Source organism: Paracoccus seriniphilus (genome assembly GCF_028553745.1).
In the GTDB taxonomy this organism is placed as follows: domain Bacteria; phylum Pseudomonadota; class Alphaproteobacteria; order Rhodobacterales; family Rhodobacteraceae; genus Paracoccus; species Paracoccus seriniphilus.
This window is the reverse complement of the sequence record NZ_CP067129.1, coordinates 1,095,797-1,112,472: the sequence shown is the minus strand read 5'-3', so window position 1 is coordinate 1,112,472 and position 16,676 is coordinate 1,095,797. Positions and strand designations below refer to the sequence as shown.

Sequence of the window (16,676 nt, the reverse complement as noted above, 5' to 3'; positions counted from 1 at the left end):
AAAATACCCATATTGCGATACCGGCGGCAGAATGCCACAAGATCGGGCATGGCCAGACCTACGACTGCTTTCACCTGCACCGAATGCGGCACCGCCCACAAGAAATGGGCCGGGCGCTGTGATTCCTGTGGCGGCTGGAACACCATCATCGAAGAGGCCCCCCTGTCGCAGGGACCGGGCCGAGGGCTGGGCGCGCTGAAAGGCAAGGCCGTGGCCCTGTCCAGCCTGTCCACCAAAGAGCCCCCGCCCCCGCGCGCGCAGTCCGGCATGGCCGAACTTGACCGCGTTCTCGGCGGAGGCCTGGTGCCCGGATCGGCGGTGCTGGTCGGGGGCGACCCCGGCATCGGCAAATCCACCCTGTTGCTGCAGGGTGCGGCAGCCTTTGCCCGGCGCGGACAAAGCGCCATCTACATCAGCGGCGAAGAGGCCAGTGCCCAGGTCAGACTGCGCGCACAGCGACTGGGGCTGACCGATGCCCCGGTGCGACTGGGGGCGGAAACCAATCTGCGCGACATTCTGACCACGCTTGATCGCGAACGCCCCGATCTGGCCGTGATCGATTCGATCCAGACGCTGTGGTCCGACACCGTAGAGGCCGCACCGGGGTCGGTGACCCAGGTCAGGGCCGCTGCGCATGAATTGGTAACCTTCGCCAAACGTCGCGGCGTGGCTGTCATCCTGGTCGGCCATGTGACCAAGGACGGCCAGATCGCCGGTCCGCGTGTGGTCGAACATATGGTCGACACGGTGCTTTATTTCGAAGGCGAACGCGGCCACCAGTTCCGTATCCTGCGCAGCGTCAAGAATCGCTTCGGCCCCGCCGATGAAATCGGGGTGTTCGAAATGACCGGTGGCGGGCTGGCCGAGGTCGCCAACCCCTCTGCGCTGTTTCTCAGTGAGCGCGGCCAGCCCACGGCCGGAAGCGCTGTCTTTGCCGGGATCGAAGGCACCCGTCCGGTCCTGACCGAGGTGCAGGCACTGGTTGCGCCCTCGACGCTGGCCTCTCCGCGCCGAACCGTCGTCGGGCTGGATTCAGGCCGCGTCTCGACCATTCTTGCGGTGCTAGAGGCACGCTGCGGCATCCCCTTTGCCGGACTGGATGTCTTCCTGAACGTGGCAGGCGGCATGCGGGTGCAGGAACCCGCCGCCGATCTGGCCATTGCGGCAGCCCTGCTGAGCGCGAGAGAAGACAGCGCTTTACCCGCGGAAGCGGTGCTATTCGGGGAAATAAGCCTCTCCGGCGCACTACGTCCCGTCGCACAGGCGGAAAACAGGTTGAAAGAAGCGCAAAAACTTGGTTTTTCACAAGCGATTTTGCCCGACGGTCAAAAGATCGAGGGCGCAGGCGGTATGGCACGTCGGCAGATTGCAGATCTGACGGGTTTTGTCGGCGAGATTTTTGGTGCTGGCTGATCCGTCTGGAAACGAAACATTATCCGGCGCAGGGACAGATTGATGGACGGTTTCACGATTATTGATGCGGTGGTGGCAGGGGTCATCATCCTTTCGGCGATACTGGCATGGTCGCGGGGCTTCGTGCGCGAATCACTGGCCATCCTGGGCTGGATCGCGGCCGCCATTCTGGCATTCCTCTTTGCCGGAACGGTCCGCCCGATGATTGCCCAGCTTCCGGTTCTGGACCGTTTCCTGGGCGACAGCTGCGAACTGGCGACGATCGCGGGCTTCGCGGTGGTCTTTGCGCTGGCGCTGGTGGTGTTCTCGATCATCACGCCGCTGTTTTCCTCGGTCGTCCAGCGTTCCGCACTGGGCGGGATCGATCAGGGCATGGGCTTCCTGTTCGGGGTGGCCCGCGGCATCCTGTTGGTGGCCATCGCCTTCATCGTCTATGATCGCGTCATGACCAGCCAGCAGATCGCGATGGTCGAAAACTCGCGTTCGGCACAGGTCTTTGAACGGATGCGCGGCCAGATGGACGAGCAGATCCCCGATGACGCCCCCAGCTGGATCGTCAACCGTTACGAGCAGATGGTGCGCGGTTGCACCCAGACGGAAACGGTCACGCCGGATCAGGTTCCGCCTGCCTCGAACTGATGAAATCGCGAGAAATCCCGCCATCGTGACGATCAAGTGACAAAAAACCGCCCTTGCCTTGTCGCGAGGGCGTGACTTTATCCGCTCCTGCCTCTACATAGCCCCTGACAGCCCAAAGCCATTCAGGATGCCGTGATGCAACCATTTCTGGCCCATCCGTTCGATTCGGACCGCCTTCACGAAGAATGTGGCGTATTCGGAGCGATCGGCATGGCCGACGCCTCCAGTTTCGTCGCCCTTGGGCTTCATGCCCTGCAGCACCGTGGTCAGGAAGCAGGCGGCATCGTCGCCCATGACCCCGAGCAAGGGTTCAACAGCGCCCATAGATTCGGCTATGTCCGTGACAATTTCACCAAGGCGGATGTCATGGCCACCCTGCCGGGCCATCTGGCCATCGGTCATGTGCGCTATTCCACGGCCGGCACCAAGGCCGCGACCGCGATTCGCGATGTTCAGCCCTTCTTCGGTGAATTCCACATGGGTGGCTGCGCCATCGCCCATAACGGCAACATCACCAATGCCGCTGCCCTGCGGCGCGAGCTGATCGAACGCGGCTCGATCTTCCAGTCCTCATCGGACAGCGAATGCATCATTCACCTGATGGCACGTTCGATACAGCGCAACATTCCCGAACGCATGAAGGATGCGCTGCGGCGCGTCGAAGGTGCCTTCTCGGTCATAGCCATGACCCGCACCAAGCTGATCGGCGTGCGCGACCCGCTGGGTGTGCGGCCCCTGGTCCTGGGCCGGGTCGGCGATGACGGATTTGTCCTGGCCTCGGAAACCTGCGCGCTGGACATCATCGGTGCCGAGTTCATCCGCGAGGTCGAGCCGGGCGAAATGGTGGTCATCTCGAAAGGCAAGATCGAGACCTCGCGCCCCTTCGGTCCCTCGACAGGCCGGTTCTGCATCTTTGAACATGTCTATTTCTCGCGCCCCGATTCGATCATCGGCGGTCGTTCGGTCTATGAGACCCGTCGCCAGATCGGCGTCGAACTGGCACGCGAGGCGCCCATCGAGGCCGATCTCGTCTGTCCCGTTCCGGACAGCGGCACCCCCGCAGCCATCGGCTTCGCCCAGGAATCGGGCATTCCCTATGGCATGGGCATCATCCGCAACCAGTATATGGGTCGGACCTTCATCGAGCCGACCGACCAGATCCGCAACATGGGTGTGCGCCTGAAGCTGAACGTCAACCGCGCCCTGATCCGTGGCAAACGGGTCATTCTGGTCGATGACAGCGTGGTGCGCGGCACCACCAGCCGCAAGATCAAGGACATGATCATCGATGCCGGCGCGGCGGAAGTGCATTTCCGGATCGCCTCGCCGCCGACCGCATGGCCGTGCTTCTATGGTGTGGACACGCCCGACCGCGAAAAGCTGCTGGCGGCCAATATGTCCACCGAGGAAATGCGCAAATGGATCGGCGTCGACTCGCTGTCCTTCGTCTCGTTGGACGGTCTGTATCGGGCCGTGGGAGAGAAAAAGGGCCGCAACGCGAAATGCCCGCGGTATTGCGATGCCTGTTTCTCGGGCGACTATCCGGTTGCACCCTTTGATCAGTTGGAACGTGGTTTCCAGATGCTGCCCGGATCGGAAACGGCCACGAACGAGGCAGCCGAGTAACCCGACAGATCTCCCTGCTCCCGGTCGCAGCCATGCAATCGGGAGCAGGACGCGCCCACAGGTGGTGCATCCCCTGCCCTTTCGGGAAGGTTTCCGGTTCTGCAAGGACCTGCTGGCATGAACTTCGACGCCCTGCGCCCCCTGCTTGACGATATCTGTGCGCGTATGGCCGCCATGCCGGATCGCGGCACGGTCGCAAGCTATATCCCCGAACTGGCCTGCATCGATCCCGCGCGCTTCGCCATGTCCATCTGCCTGCCCGATGGCCGCCAGATCAGCGTTGGCGATGCCAAGGTCGAATTCTCGATCCAAAGCGTCTCCAAGGTTTTCACCCTGGCAATCGCCCTGGGCCGCTATGGCGACCGGTTCTGGTCCCGGGTCGGCCGCGAGCCATCAACGCATGTCTTCAATTCCGTGCAAGAGCTTGAGGCGCGCGAGGGTATTCCCCCCAATCCCTTTGTGAATTCCGGTGCGATCGCGACCACCGATTCGCTATTGGTCGGCGCAACGCCCAAGGAAACTCTGGCCGAGATCGTGCGCTTCATGCGGCAGGCGGCTTCGGATGACGCGATCTTCATTGATCCACAGGTGGCGGCATCAGAAAAAGAGACAGGGGATCGCAACTGGGCACTGGCCTATTTCCTGCGCAGTTGCGGCAATTTGCGCCATGATTGTGCGCTGACCCTTGGCACCTATTTCCATCACTGTGCGCTTGCGATGACCTGCGAACAGCTTGCCCGCGCCGGACGTTTTCTGGCAGGCATCCATCCGGATGGAAACCTGATCGCGCCGGGGCATATCCGCAGCATCAATGCGCTGATGATGACCTGTGGCCATTACAACGGCTCGGGCGAATTCGCCTATCGCGTCGGGGTTCCGGCCAAAAGCGGAGTCGGAGGGGGAATTCTTGCGGTTCTGCCCAACCGTGCCTCTATAGCAGTCTGGTCACCGGGGCTGGATCGCTATGGGAATTCGCTTCTGGGCACCCAGGCGCTGGAGATCCTGTCGCAAGATCTGGGGCTGTCGATGTTTTCGATCACGCCCGGCATCGGGCCATCTCGCATTTGAGGAATGGCGGCGCAGGCGCCGCCAATCGCTTTATCCGGTGATGCGGTTCACATGGCCCATCTTGCGCCCCGGCTTCGCCTCGGCCTTGCCATACAGATGGATCTGCGTGCGCGCCGTGGACAGAAGCTCTGGCAGCCTGTCCATATCGTCGCCGATCAGATTTTCCATCGTGACATCGCAAAAGCGCTTGCCGTCGCCCAGGGGCAGCCCCGCAATCGCGCGAATATGCTGTTCGAACTGATCGACCGCACAACCCGCCTGCGTCCAATGTCCCGAGTTGTGAACCCGTGGAGCGATTTCATTCACGACCAGCCCGCCCGGAGTCACGAATAGCTCAACCCCCATCACGCCAACATAATCCAGTGCATTGACGATCCGGGCAGCCATCAGCACAGCATCAGTCGTGACCTTGCCGGTCAGGCCGCATGGCACCGTGGTGGTACGCAGGATACCGTCCTGATGCAGGTTCAGGCCCGGGTCATAGGCCGCAACCTGCCCGTCGACGCCTCGCGCGACGATCACGCTGATTTCTTCGGTGAAAGGCACGAAGCCTTCCAGAACCGAAGGCGCGCCGGTCCATTGCAGGTTGGCCGGATCATCGATGCGGATCTGGCCCTTTCCGTCATAACCCATGCGCCGCGTCTTGAGGATCGAGGGCGCCCCGATCCGTTCTACCGCGGCGGGAAGCTCGGCCTCGGTTTCAACATCGGCAAAACTGGCAGTCGCCAGCCCGATGTCATTGAGAAAGCTCTTTTCGGTCAGACGGTCCTGAGAAATCGCCAGAGCCTTTCGGTTCGGGCGGATCGGGCGCAGGGATTCCAGCAGATCCAGCGAAGAGGTCGGCACATTCTCGAATTCATAGGTGACGATATCGACCGATTCCGCAAAGGCGCGCAGCGCGTCCTGATCGTCATAACCGGCATTCGTCACCTTCCAGGCGACATCGCCGGCGGGTGCCGCGCCCGGCTCATAGATATGACAACGCAGACCCAGACGGCTGGCCGCCACGGACAACATGCGGCCCAGTTGGCCACCGCCCAGAATCCCGATGGTGCGAATATCAGTCATCAACCGGCTCCTCGGGGATCGAGTCCGACAGGGCGTTGCGCCAGGCATCCAGACGGCTTGCCAGTTCCGCATCGCCAATCGCCAGAATGCCGGCCGCCATCAGCCCGGCATTCGCCGCCCCGGCCGCACCGATTGCCATGGTCGCGACCGGAAAACCCTTGGGCATCTGAACGATGGAATACAGCGAATCCACGCCAGACAAGGCCCGCGTCTGCACCGGAACGCCAATCACCGGAATTCGGGTCTTCGATGCCATCATGCCCGGCAAATGCGCTGCGCCACCGGCACCGGCAATGATGACTTTCAATCCGCGCGATGCAGCGGTCTTGCCATAATCCCACAGCCGGTCCGGTGTCCGATGCGCGCTGACAATTCGGGTTTCATATCCGATCCCAAGCTCATCCAGAATGGTCGCTGCTTCGCGCATGGTGGCCCAGTCTGACTGGCTACCCATGATGATTCCGACCGGCTTGTCCATACGGCTTCCCCTTCTTGTGGCTGGGCCACGCAATAACGCGAGCCTGCGCCAGCCGCAATCAGGCGATGATATCCGGGGTCAATTCATCTTCCAGCCGCGATATCCTGTCCTTCAGCAGCAGCTTCTGTTTCTTCAGCCTCTGCAGCGCCAGCGAGGTGGTCAACTGTTGCGACGCAAGCGCCGCAATGGCCTCGTCCAGATCACGATGCTCGCACCGCAGGGCGGCCAGCTTGGCGCGCACAATCTCGTCATGGGACATTTCGTTCTGGATATTCATCAGACAACCCGCTGCAAAGACTGGACGTTGGTCGCATGACTTATAGCGGTTCCGGGGCGGGGTGTTAACCGAATCCTTCGCCCGCGGGAAAAGGCCTATGGACGCGATGTCGACCATATCTTGTTTCCTCGGCACCGAATGCACATATTGATGGAAGCCGGGTCGCCGTTCCGGGGCCCGGTGAAACAGTCGCTTCAACATCAAAGGGCTGATGACCATGACCAAGATATCGCTGGGGGCGCATCCCTATCTGCTGGGCTTTGATCAGCTGGAGCGTTTGGCAGAACGGGCCGCGAAGGGAGCCGAAGGCTATCCCCCCTATAATATCGAACATATCGCGCCCGACGGATTCAGGATCACCCTGGCCGTTGCAGGTTTTGCCGAAAAGGATCTCAGCGTCACGACCGAGGACCGGCAACTGGTCATACGGGGTCGGCTTGCGGAAACCGAAGATGATCGCGTCTACCTGCACCGAGGGATCGCAGGGCGGGCCTTTCGACGCAGTTTCGTGCTGGCCGATGGGGTCGAGGTCATTTCCGCGGAAATCGAAAATGGCCTGCTCCATGTCAATCTGCGCCGCGAACAAGCCGATCAGGTCGTGCAGACAATTCCGATCAGCCGCAAATAGAAAAGGGGATCATCATGGATACCAAGTTTGATTTCGGCGAACCCGAAACCGCAAATACTGTCTATATCCGCCGGGTGGCCACCAGCTCGCTGCCCAAGGAAATCCGCGAACAGCTTCGCGGTCTGGACAGCATGTATGCCGTTCACGATTCTGCGGGCGAACAGCTGGCATTGGTGCGCGACCGCTCGCTGGCCTTCATTCTGGCGCGTCAGAATGAACTGACCCCGGTCAGCGTTCACTGATACATGGAAAAGGGGGGCGGTATCGCAACGCCCCCTTCTGAACTTCGCCACATCCCGGGAAATATCCTGCCCTTGGGGGCGGTGGCTCAGCCCTGACGGCGAAAGGTGACGTAATGCGGCGCGCGGCCTTCACGCAGCGCCTTCTGCTCGTAGCGGGTGCTGATCCAGTCCTCCCAGGGCTCTGGCCCTTCCCGGACCAGATCAAAGCCTGCCAGAGGCACCTCTTCCAGCGTCTGGCGCACGTAATCGGGTATATCCGTTGCCACCCGAAACTCGGCCCCGGGCCGCATGACACGCGCCAGAGGCAGCAGATGCTCGGGCGTCACGAAACGGCGCCGGTGATGACGGGCCTTGGGCCAGGGGTCGGGATACATCAGAAATGCGCGCGAAATGCTGTTGTCGGGCATGACATCCATCACGTCACGGGCATCGCCGGGATAGACGCTGACATTCGACACCCCGGCCGCCCGGATCTTGCCCAGCAACATGGCGACGCCATTGATGAAGGGTTCGCAACCAAGAATGCCGATCTCGGGATAGGTTGCGGCCATATGCACCATATGTTCGCCGCCGCCAAAGCCGACCTCCAGCCAGATCGGCCGGTCGTCCCCGAAGATCGAAACCGGATCAATGGCGCGACGCTCGGGGTTCTCCTCGATGGAAATACCCTTTGGACGCAGCTCTCCCAGATCTTCGCTCAGATAGCCCTTCTGGCTCCGGCGCAAGGTCTTGCCCTGCCGACGCCCGTAAAAGTTGCGGCGCGGCGGATTTGGATCGAACGGGGATTTCTGCGTATCTGTCATGGGACCGGGAATTGCACCGAAGGCCGCGCGGGGTCAAGCACCGACGCGGCCTTCAGCAGCCATTCATTTCACTCAGCCATCAAACGGCTGATGATGACCGAAACCTCGGGCTTCTTGCCGATCTCCTCCATGGACACCTGGCGCGTGATCTTGCGAACAGCCTCTTCGATCTTGGCATCGTCACGCACCGTCTTGCGATCGGCGGTTTCCAGAAATTCGGCCAACTCGCCTTCGATATGTTCACCCAGATCCGCACCCCCACGGGTGCGCCCCGGCAGCCCGGACAATTCGACCCAGGCGTCGGGGATCGGATTGTCATCCTCATCCACGATCACGCTGACCAGCGCATGACCGTTCAGGGCCATGCGGATCCGGTCGCGCACGACGCCATCCATGGCACCGATCAGGACATTGCCGTCCAGATACAGACGCCCCGTCTCGACCTGATCAACGACCCGCGGAGCCTTGCCCGTCAGATCCACCATCATGCCGTTGGTGGCGATCATCGACGCAATGCCCTTGGATCTGGCAATATTCATATGCTCGCGCAGATGGCGATGCTCACCATGCATCGGCAGCACGATCTCAGGCTTCAGCAGATCATGCATCGCCTCGATATCGGGGCGGTTGGCATGGCCCGAGACATGGAACAGGCCGTCATCGCCATCATAAAGCTCGATGCCTTTCTCGCTCAGCGCATTCATGATCCGCCCGACCGAACGTTCGTTGCCGGGAATGGTCTTGGAACTGAACAGGAAGCTGTCACCCTCTTTCAGCGACAGCCCCAGATAGCGGCCCCGCGACAGCTGCGCACTTGCGGCGCGCCGTTCACCCTGGCTGCCGGTCACCAGCAGCATGACCTTGTTGCGCGGCATGTTTGCCGCCTCATCGGGTCCGATGGTGTTGGGGAAATCGGTCAGAATTCCGGTTTCCAGCCCGACACTGACCATCCGGCGCATGGCCCGTCCCAGCAGGCAGACCTTGCGATCAGCCGCGATGGCCGCCTCGGACAGGGTCTTGAGGCGTGCGATATTGGACGCAAAGGTCGTCGCAACCACCATGTTCTTCTGCGCCACGACCCAGTCAAGAATGGGTGCGGCCAGAACCGCCTCGGACCGTCCGGGGTGGCTCGAGAACACATTGGTCGAATCGCAGGTCAGCACCTTCACGCCCGGCCCTTCATTGGCAATGTCATGCCACATGACCGGATCGAAGGGGTCGCCGACGATCGGGGTGCCGTCCAGCTTGAAGTCACCCGTGTGAACGACGCGCCCCGCAGGCGTGTCGATGACCAGCGCAGCGCTTTCCGGAATGGAATGGCTGACCGGCACATATTGCACCTTGAACGGGCCAAGCTCCGTCACTTCGGGCCGTGGCCCGACGATCTGGACCGTATCGGCGGGGATGCCGGCCTCTTCCAGTTTCAGCCGGCACAGCGTCCCGGTGAATTTCCGTGCGTAAATCGGTACATTCAGGCGCGACCACAGATGCGCGACTGCCCCCAAATGGTCCTCATGTCCATGCGTAATGAAAATACCTTCCAGCCGGTCGCGATTTGCTTCCAGCCAGGTCAGATCGGGCATGATCAGATCAATACCCGGACTGCCCTCCATATCCCCGAAGGTCACCCCGAGATCGACGAGAATCAGTCGTTCCTTGCCCGGCGCGCCATATCCATAGACATAGGCGTTCATGCCGATTTCGCCCGCGCCGCCGAGCGGCAAATATATCAGGCGTTCAGACATTGCCCATCTCCTTGTTGTAATCGTATATAAGTCTCAAACCGTGAACGGTCAGATCGTCCTCGATCGCGTCAAATAGGTCAAACCCCTGATCGAACAAAGGCGCAAGCCCACCCGTGGCAATAACCTTCATCGGGCGCTGACGTTCCTCGCGAATTTGCGTGACGATACCATCGACCAGCCCGATATATCCCCAGAAAATTCCTGATTGCAGGCAAGCGACCGTATTGGTGCCCACCACCTGTGCCGGGCGGGTCACATCGACATGGGGCAGCGAGGCCGCGCCCATATGCAATGCTTCAAGCGACAGGTTGACCCCCGGCGCGATCACCCCCCCCACATAGGCACCATCAGTGTCCACGACGTCAAAGGTCGTCGCGGTGCCGAAATCGACCACGATCAGATCGGGACCGTGACGGTCAAATCCCGCGACCGTGTTCACCAGCCGGTCCGGCCCCACGGTCGTGCCGACATCGACCCTCGGCTCGACCGGCAAGGCACAGTCGGGCTTGCCCACGACAAGGGGGCGGGTGTCGAAATATCGGTTGCACAGGACCCGCAGATTGAACACCACGCGCGGAGCCGTCGCGCTGATGATGCAACCGTTGATCTGCAGCTCGAACTTCTGCACGGCGATCAGGGTCGACAGCCAGACGAAATACTCGTCCGCGGTGCGTCGGTGGTCCGTCGAAATCCGCCAATGCGCCAGGAACTTCTCTCCATCCCAGATGGAAAAGACGGTATTGGTGTTGCCTGTGTCGATGCAAAGCAGCATGCCAGTCAGCCCGCGTCAAAATAGATGTCGGCCGCGGGAATTGCGACGCGTCCTCGCGGCGTTGTCAGGAGCAGCGCCCCCGTCTCGTCGATGCCGTCAAAACGTCCGCGGCTTTCCGCATTGCCGGTGCGCGCAGTGATCGTTTCACCCAATCGCGCCGCCCGCGCCAACCACGCGGATCTGATCGGCGCAAAGCCGTAATCCTGTTCCTGCCGATACCAATGGGCAAAGCCCTGCGCCACGGCGGTCAGAACCTCGTCAGGGGTCAGGACCACACCGGCCTCACCCTGCAGGCTGACGGGCCGCAAGGCGCCCGGCTCGACCGCGCCGGTATCGGGGCCCGAAACCAGATTGATTCCGATGCCGATGGCCAGCGCAGTGACCTGACCGCCCGCCCCCGTGCTTTCCAGCAATATCCCCGAAAGCTTGCCACCGTTCAGCAAGACATCATTGGGCCATTTCAACGAGATGTTCAGGCGCGGACCGCACAGCCGGATCAGCGCGTCATGTACGGCCAAAGCGGCTACAAAGGACAGCCGCGCCGCATCAGCAGGAGCCGAACCCGTTTGCAGAACCAGAGTCGCCGCGAAATTCCCGACCGGATCGATCCAGGCGCGGCCGCGCCGACCCCGCCCGTTCTCTTGCCGCCGTGCCATGATCCAAGTCGGCCCCGCCAAAGACGGGGCCAGCCGAAAGGCTTCGGCATTCGTGCTGTCGACACGTTCAAGGATATGACGGCCAAAGCCCTGCGGCCATGCCGCGCCGGTGGCTTCAGTCACCGGCCGTCCCGTCGGCATCCACCGCCGCTGCCTCGGATCCGACAAGAGACTGCGCGGCGGTCGCTGCGGCATCATCGACACCGAACATCGTGACCGCACCCATCAGCAGCATTGCCGCCGGGATCAGCAGTGCCAGATATTGGATCAGGCCCATGCGGCTTTCCACGCCTTCGGATTCACCACCGAAGAACATGTAATAGACGATGCGCAGGTAATAGAACGCACCGATCACCGAGGCGATAACACCCAGAACCGACAGCCAGGCCATATCCGCCTGAACCGCTGCCGAAAGCACCCCGAACTTGGCAAAGAAGCCAAGGAAGGGAGGCACACCGGCCAGGCTGAACATCAGGAACAGCACGGCAATGGCCTTCAACGGTTCGGCCGTGGCAAAACGGTTGAGGCTGGACAGATCCGTGACCGGCATGCCGTCACGCTCCATCGACAGGATGAAGGCGAATGTGCCGACGTTCATCACCGCATAGATGGCCATATACAGCAGCATCGCCTGCACCCCATAGGCCGTGCCCGCAGCCAGGCCGACCAGTGCAAAGCCCATATGGGCAATCGAGGAATAGGCCATCAGACGCTTGATGTTGCGCTGTCCGATACCCGCGATCGATCCAAGGAACATCGACATCACCGCCAGCAGCGCGATGATCTGGCCCCAGTCGCCCGGAACATTGCCGAAGGCGTCAAACATCAGACGCGCAATCAGCGACATTGCCGCAACCTTGGGCGCCGTGGCGAAGAAGGCCGTGACGGGCGTCGGGGCGCCCTCATAGACATCGGGCGTCCACATGTGGAAGGGCACTGCCGAAACCTTGAAGGCCAGACCGACCAGCAGGAAGACCAGACCGAACAGCACGCCCATCGACATCTGTCCATCCGAGATGGTCGAGAAGATACCGTCGAAATTCGTGGTCCCGGCAAAGCCATAGACCAGCGACGCACCATAAAGAAGCAGACCCGAGCTGAGCGCGCCCAGAACAAAATACTTCAGGCCGGCTTCCGAGGACCGGACACTGTCACGGCGCATGGCCGCAACGACATAGAGCGACAGAGATTGCAGTTCCAGCCCCATATACAGCGACAGCAGGTCGCTGGCCGAGACCATCATCATCATGCCGATCGCGGCTAGCGTGACCAGGATCGGGAACTCAAAGCGCATCAGCCCGCGACGATCCATATATTCGACACTCATCGCCAGAACGGCGGAAGCCGAGATCAGGATCGTCACCTTGGCAAATCGTGCAAAGGCATCGTCGCGGAACATGCCGTGGAAAGCGGTCTGGTCGGGACGATCCGAGATCCCGATATACAGCCCGACCAGCAGCAGGGCGGCTACCGTCGCCCAGAGGATGGGTTTTGCAATCTGGTCCTTGCCGAACCATGCACCAGCCATCAGTGCGGCCAATGCATAGATCGCCAGCAAGAGCTCCGGCAGGATGGTCGAAAGATCGAGCGCGGTCATCTTGCGTTCCTCAATGGCTGGCTTCTGCGGCATCCACGGCGGCGGTGACGGCAAGCCCGTCAACCGCGTCATGCGGAAGCGCATCGTGATAGTTGACCAGCAACGCCTCGACGGCGGGGCCGGTAATGTCGGTGACAAGGCGCGGATAGACGCCCAGCAACAGGGTCATGGCGATCAGCGGTGCAAAGATCCACTTTTCGCGGGCAGTCATGTCGTTGATGGTTTTCAGGCTTTCCTTGATCAGCGCCCCGAAGGTCACGCGGCGATACAGCCACAGCGCATAGGAAGCCGACAGGATCACACCCGTGGCGGCGACAAAGGCAACCCAGGTATTGGCCTTGAATGTGCCCATCAGTGTCAGGAACTCACCCACGAAACCCGAGGTGCCCGGCAAGCCGACATTGGCCATGGTGAAGAACATGAAGACCAGCGCGTAAACCGGCATCCGGTTCACCAGACCGCCGTAGGCGTCGATCTCGCGGGTGTGCATCCGGTCATAGATCACGCCAACGCAGAGGAACAGCGCGCCCGAGACGAAACCATGCGACAGCATCTGGAAGATCGCACCGTCCAGCCCCTGCTGGTTTGCGGCAAATGTCCCCATGGTCACATAGCCCATGTGCGCGATGGACGAATAGGCGATCAGCTTCTTCATGTCGCTTTGCGCCAGTGCCACCAGCGAGGTGTAGACGATGGCAATGGCCGACATCCAGAACACCAGCGGCTGCAACAGGTCCGATGCCACCGGGAACATCGGCAGGCTGAAGCGCAGGAAGCCATAGCCCCCCATCTTCAGCAGCACCGCCGCCAGAACCACCGAACCTGCAGTCGGTGCCTGCACGTGGGCATCAGGCAGCCAGGTGTGAACCGGCCACATCGGCATCTTCACCGCGAAAGAGGCAAAGAACGCCAGGAACAGCAGGGTCTGCATCCCGCCAACGACGCTGAAGCCCAGCACCCGCATGGTTTCCGAGGGGAAATCGAACTGCAGCAGGGCCGCGATATCCGTCGTCCCGGCAGTGCGGGCCATGGCGATCATGGCCACAAGCATCAGCACCGACCCCAGGAAGGTATAGAGGAAGAACTTGAAGGCCGCATAGATCCGGTTCTGACCGCCCCAGATCCCGATAATCAGGAACATCGGGATCAGGCCGGCTTCGAAGAACAGGTAGAACAGGATCAGATCCAGCGCGGTGAACACGCCGATCATCAGACCTTCCAGAACCAGGAAGGCGATCATGTATTCCTTGACGCGGGTTTTCACATCCCAGGTCGACAGGATCGTCAGCGGCATCAGGAAGGTCGTCAGCAGCACGAACAGGACCGAGATCCCGTCCACGCCCATCTTGTAACGCAGCCCCATGATCCAGGCATGATCTTCGACGAACTGAAAGCCGGTATCGGCCGGATTGAAGCCGGTCAGCACGAAGATCGAGATCAGGAAGGTCGCGGTTGTCGCGATCAGGGCCAGCCATTTGGCGTTCTTCTGCGAGGCCGCATCATCGCCACGCAGGAACAGGGCCAGAATTGCCGCAGCCACGATCGGCAGGAAGGTGATGATCGATAGAAGGTTCGTCATGTCAGTGCGTGCCCCGCATCATCACCCAGATCAGCAAGCCCACGATGCCAAGAACCATCGCGAAGGCGTAATGGAACAGATAGCCAGTCTGCACCCGACCGGCAAAACGTGTCAGGCGCGGGATGATTCCCATGGCCACCCCGTTAATGGCGCCGTCGATAACGGCTCCGTCGCCGCCCGTCCACAGGGTACGACCCAACCATCTGGCAGGACGGACAAAAATTACGTCATACAACTCGTCGAAATACCATTTGTTCAGCAGGAACTGGTACAGCGCGGGCTGTTGCGCAGCCAGCTTCGCCGGTGCTTCGGGACTGCGAATATAGAAGATCCAGGCCAGCAGGAACCCCAACACCATGGCTATGAAAGGCGAAACCTTCACCCAGGTCGGGGCGTGGTGTGCCTCGTCCAGGACGTGATTGTCAGGATGCATGTAGACAGCGCCGCCTACCGGAGCAGGAATATCTGCCGCTGCATGCTCCTCATCCCCGGCAGGCTCGGCAATGGCATGTGCATCATGCTCGGCCTCGCCATGTTCCTGCGTGGCATGTGCTTCGCCGTGACCCATGTGGAAGAATTGCGTCAGCTTGTCGTGGCTGCCAAAGAACGGACCGTACCAGACCATACCGGCAAAGATCGCGCCGATGGCCAGCACCCCAAGTGGGATCGTCATGACGCGCGGGCTTTCATGGGCATGGTCATGCGCATGCTGGTCGCCGCGCGGCTTGCCCCAGAAGGTCATGAACATCAGCCGCCAGCTGTAGAAACTGGTGAAGGCCGCAGCAATGACCAGCATCCAGAAGGCATAGGTATTGCCGGCCCAGGCGCTTTCGATCACCGCATCTTTCGACAGGAACCCGGCAAAGCCGATATGGGTCAGCGGAATGCCGACACCAGTGATCGCCAGCGTCCCGATCAGCATCGCCCAGAAGGTCAGCGGGATCTTCTTGCGCAGGCCACCGTAGTTGCGCATGTCCTGTTCGTGATGCATCGCGTGGATGACCGAACCGGCGCCCAGGAACAGCATCGCCTTGAAGAAGGCATGGGTCAGCAGGTGGAACATGGCGACCGAGTAGACCCCGACACCTGCGGCCACGAACATGTAGCCCAGCTGCGAACAGGTCGAATAGGCGATCACGCGCTTGATGTCGTTCTGCACCAGACCAACCGTCGCAGCGAAGAATGCCGTGGTCGCACCGATCACGGTGATGAAGGTCTTGGCGTCAGGCGCGAATTCATACAGCGGCGACATCCGGCAGACCAGAAAGACACCCGCGGTCACCATGGTCGCGGCGTGGATCAAGGCCGACACGGGGGTCGGGCCTTCCATCGCGTCAGGCAGCCATGTGTGCAGCAGCAGTTGCGCCGATTTCCCCATCGCGCCAATGAACAGCAGCACGGCCAGAACCTCGGCCGCGTTCCAGTCACGCCAGAGGAAATGCATCTGCGTCTGTGCCAGCTCGGGCACCTGACCGAATACGGTGTCGAACTGGATCGCACCGGTCATCCAGTAGAGGCCGAAGATCCCCAGCAGGAAGCCAAAGTCGCCGACCCGGTTGACGATAAAGGCCTTCATGGCCGCCGCCCCTGCGGACTGTTTCTTGAAGTAGAAACCGATCAGCAGATAGGAGGCAACGCCAACCCCTTCCCAGCCAAAGAACATCTGCAGCAGATTGTCCGCCGTCACCAGCATCAGCATGGCAAAGGTGAAGAACGACAGATAGGCGAAGAAGCGCGCCTTGTAATGCTCGTCATGGGTGAAATTGTCGTCATGGGCCATGTAGCCCATCGAATACATATGGACCAGCGCCGAGACCGAGGTCACCACGATCAGCATGATCGCCGTCAACCGGTCCAGCCGGATCGCCCATTCGCTGGTGAAATCACCCGAAACGATCCAATCCATCACCGGCAGATGACGAACCTCGCCGTCAAAGCCAAGAAAGATGATCCAGCTGAAGAAACAGGCCGCGAACAGGATGCCCGTGGTCAGATATTGTGCCGCCTTTTCGCCGATGACGCGCCAGCCGAACCCGGCAATGATCGCGCCCAGCAATGGGGCAAAGAGAATGAATTGCGCCATGA

16 protein-coding genes are annotated in these 16,676 nt (G+C 61.0%); 6 read left to right on the top strand and 10 right to left on the bottom strand.

The window, feature by feature from the left end; all coding sequences use genetic code 11:
- The first annotated feature begins 48 nt into the window (after positions 1-48).
- The 4 genes from radA (at position 49) to JHW44_RS05465 (ending at position 4,746) form a co-directional block, all read left to right on the top strand.
- Positions 49-1,413, top strand: a complete 1,365-nt coding sequence (gene radA, locus JHW44_RS05480) for a DNA repair protein RadA (RefSeq protein ID WP_089343044.1) — start codon at positions 49-51, stop codon at positions 1,411-1,413.
- Between the two features lie 42 nt (positions 1,414-1,455).
- Positions 1,456-2,052, top strand: coding sequence for a CvpA family protein (locus tag JHW44_RS05475; RefSeq protein ID WP_089343045.1), 597 nt, complete (start codon positions 1,456-1,458; stop codon positions 2,050-2,052).
- 135 nt (positions 2,053-2,187) lie between these two features.
- Positions 2,188-3,678 (top strand): amidophosphoribosyltransferase, encoded by a 1,491-nt coding sequence (purF, locus tag JHW44_RS05470; RefSeq protein WP_089343046.1) that lies wholly within the window; start codon positions 2,188-2,190, stop codon positions 3,676-3,678.
- Between the two features lie 117 nt (positions 3,679-3,795).
- On the top strand, positions 3,796-4,746 hold the full coding sequence (locus JHW44_RS05465; protein WP_089343047.1) for a glutaminase: 951 nt from the start codon (positions 3,796-3,798) through the stop codon (positions 4,744-4,746).
- Between the two features lie 30 nt (positions 4,747-4,776).
- On the opposite strand, the gene JHW44_RS05460 is transcribed toward JHW44_RS05465, so the two are convergent.
- From JHW44_RS05460 to JHW44_RS05450, 3 genes are read right to left on the bottom strand one after another with little or no spacing between them, the layout of a single operon-like run.
- Positions 4,777-5,814: a 5-(carboxyamino)imidazole ribonucleotide synthase gene (locus JHW44_RS05460; RefSeq protein WP_089343048.1), complete on the bottom strand. Its 1,038-nt coding sequence runs from the start codon at positions 5,812-5,814 to the stop codon at positions 4,777-4,779.
- A complete protein-coding gene (purE, locus tag JHW44_RS05455; RefSeq protein WP_089343049.1) occupies positions 5,807-6,292 on the bottom strand; it encodes a 5-(carboxyamino)imidazole ribonucleotide mutase in 486 nt (161 codons plus the stop codon). The genes JHW44_RS05460 and purE overlap by 8 nt, the downstream gene beginning before the upstream one ends.
- 58 nt (positions 6,293-6,350) lie before the next feature.
- Positions 6,351-6,569: a YdcH family protein gene (locus JHW44_RS05450; RefSeq protein ID WP_089343050.1), complete on the bottom strand. Its 219-nt coding sequence runs from the start codon at positions 6,567-6,569 to the stop codon at positions 6,351-6,353.
- Between the two features lie 217 nt (positions 6,570-6,786).
- Between JHW44_RS05450 and JHW44_RS05445 the strand changes: the two genes are divergently transcribed.
- Together JHW44_RS05445 and JHW44_RS05440 are read left to right on the top strand one after the other, a co-directional pair.
- Positions 6,787-7,197, top strand: coding sequence for an Hsp20 family protein (locus JHW44_RS05445; protein ID WP_089343291.1), 411 nt, complete (start codon positions 6,787-6,789; stop codon positions 7,195-7,197).
- A 14-nt stretch (positions 7,198-7,211) separates the two neighbouring features.
- Complete coding sequence (locus JHW44_RS05440; protein WP_089343051.1) at positions 7,212-7,439, top strand: DUF1150 family protein; 228 nt, start codon at positions 7,212-7,214, stop codon at positions 7,437-7,439.
- 86 nt (positions 7,440-7,525) lie between these two features.
- Here the strand turns inward: JHW44_RS05440 and trmB are convergent, their stop codons facing one another.
- The 7 genes from trmB to nuoL all read right to left on the bottom strand — a co-directional run bounded on the left by trmB (position 7,526) and on the right by nuoL (position 16,674).
- Complete coding sequence (gene trmB, locus JHW44_RS05435; protein WP_089343052.1) at positions 7,526-8,242, bottom strand: tRNA (guanine(46)-N(7))-methyltransferase TrmB; 717 nt, start codon at positions 8,240-8,242, stop codon at positions 7,526-7,528.
- Positions 8,243-8,310: 68 nt separating this feature from the next.
- Positions 8,311-9,987, bottom strand: coding sequence for a ribonuclease J (locus JHW44_RS05430; RefSeq protein WP_089343053.1), 1,677 nt, complete (start codon positions 9,985-9,987; stop codon positions 8,311-8,313).
- Positions 9,980-10,759, bottom strand: a complete 780-nt coding sequence (locus tag JHW44_RS05425) for a type III pantothenate kinase (RefSeq protein WP_089343054.1) — start codon at positions 10,757-10,759, stop codon at positions 9,980-9,982. The genes JHW44_RS05430 and JHW44_RS05425 overlap by 8 nt, the downstream gene beginning before the upstream one ends.
- A gap of 5 nt (positions 10,760-10,764) precedes the next feature.
- Positions 10,765-11,538, bottom strand: coding sequence for a biotin--[acetyl-CoA-carboxylase] ligase (locus tag JHW44_RS05420; RefSeq protein WP_245846824.1), 774 nt, complete (start codon positions 11,536-11,538; stop codon positions 10,765-10,767).
- Complete coding sequence (gene nuoN, locus JHW44_RS05415; protein ID WP_089343292.1) at positions 11,531-13,012, bottom strand: NADH-quinone oxidoreductase subunit NuoN; 1,482 nt, start codon at positions 13,010-13,012, stop codon at positions 11,531-11,533. Before nuoN ends, JHW44_RS05420 begins: the two co-directional genes overlap by 8 nt.
- A 10-nt stretch (positions 13,013-13,022) precedes the next feature.
- On the bottom strand, positions 13,023-14,591 hold the full coding sequence (locus tag JHW44_RS05410) for an NADH-quinone oxidoreductase subunit M (protein WP_089343056.1): 1,569 nt from the start codon (positions 14,589-14,591) through the stop codon (positions 13,023-13,025).
- 1 nt (position 14,592) lies between these two features.
- Positions 14,593-16,674 (bottom strand): NADH-quinone oxidoreductase subunit L, encoded by a 2,082-nt coding sequence (gene nuoL / locus JHW44_RS05405; protein WP_089343057.1) that lies wholly within the window; start codon positions 16,672-16,674, stop codon positions 14,593-14,595.
- Positions 16,675-16,676: the final 2 nt, after the last annotated feature.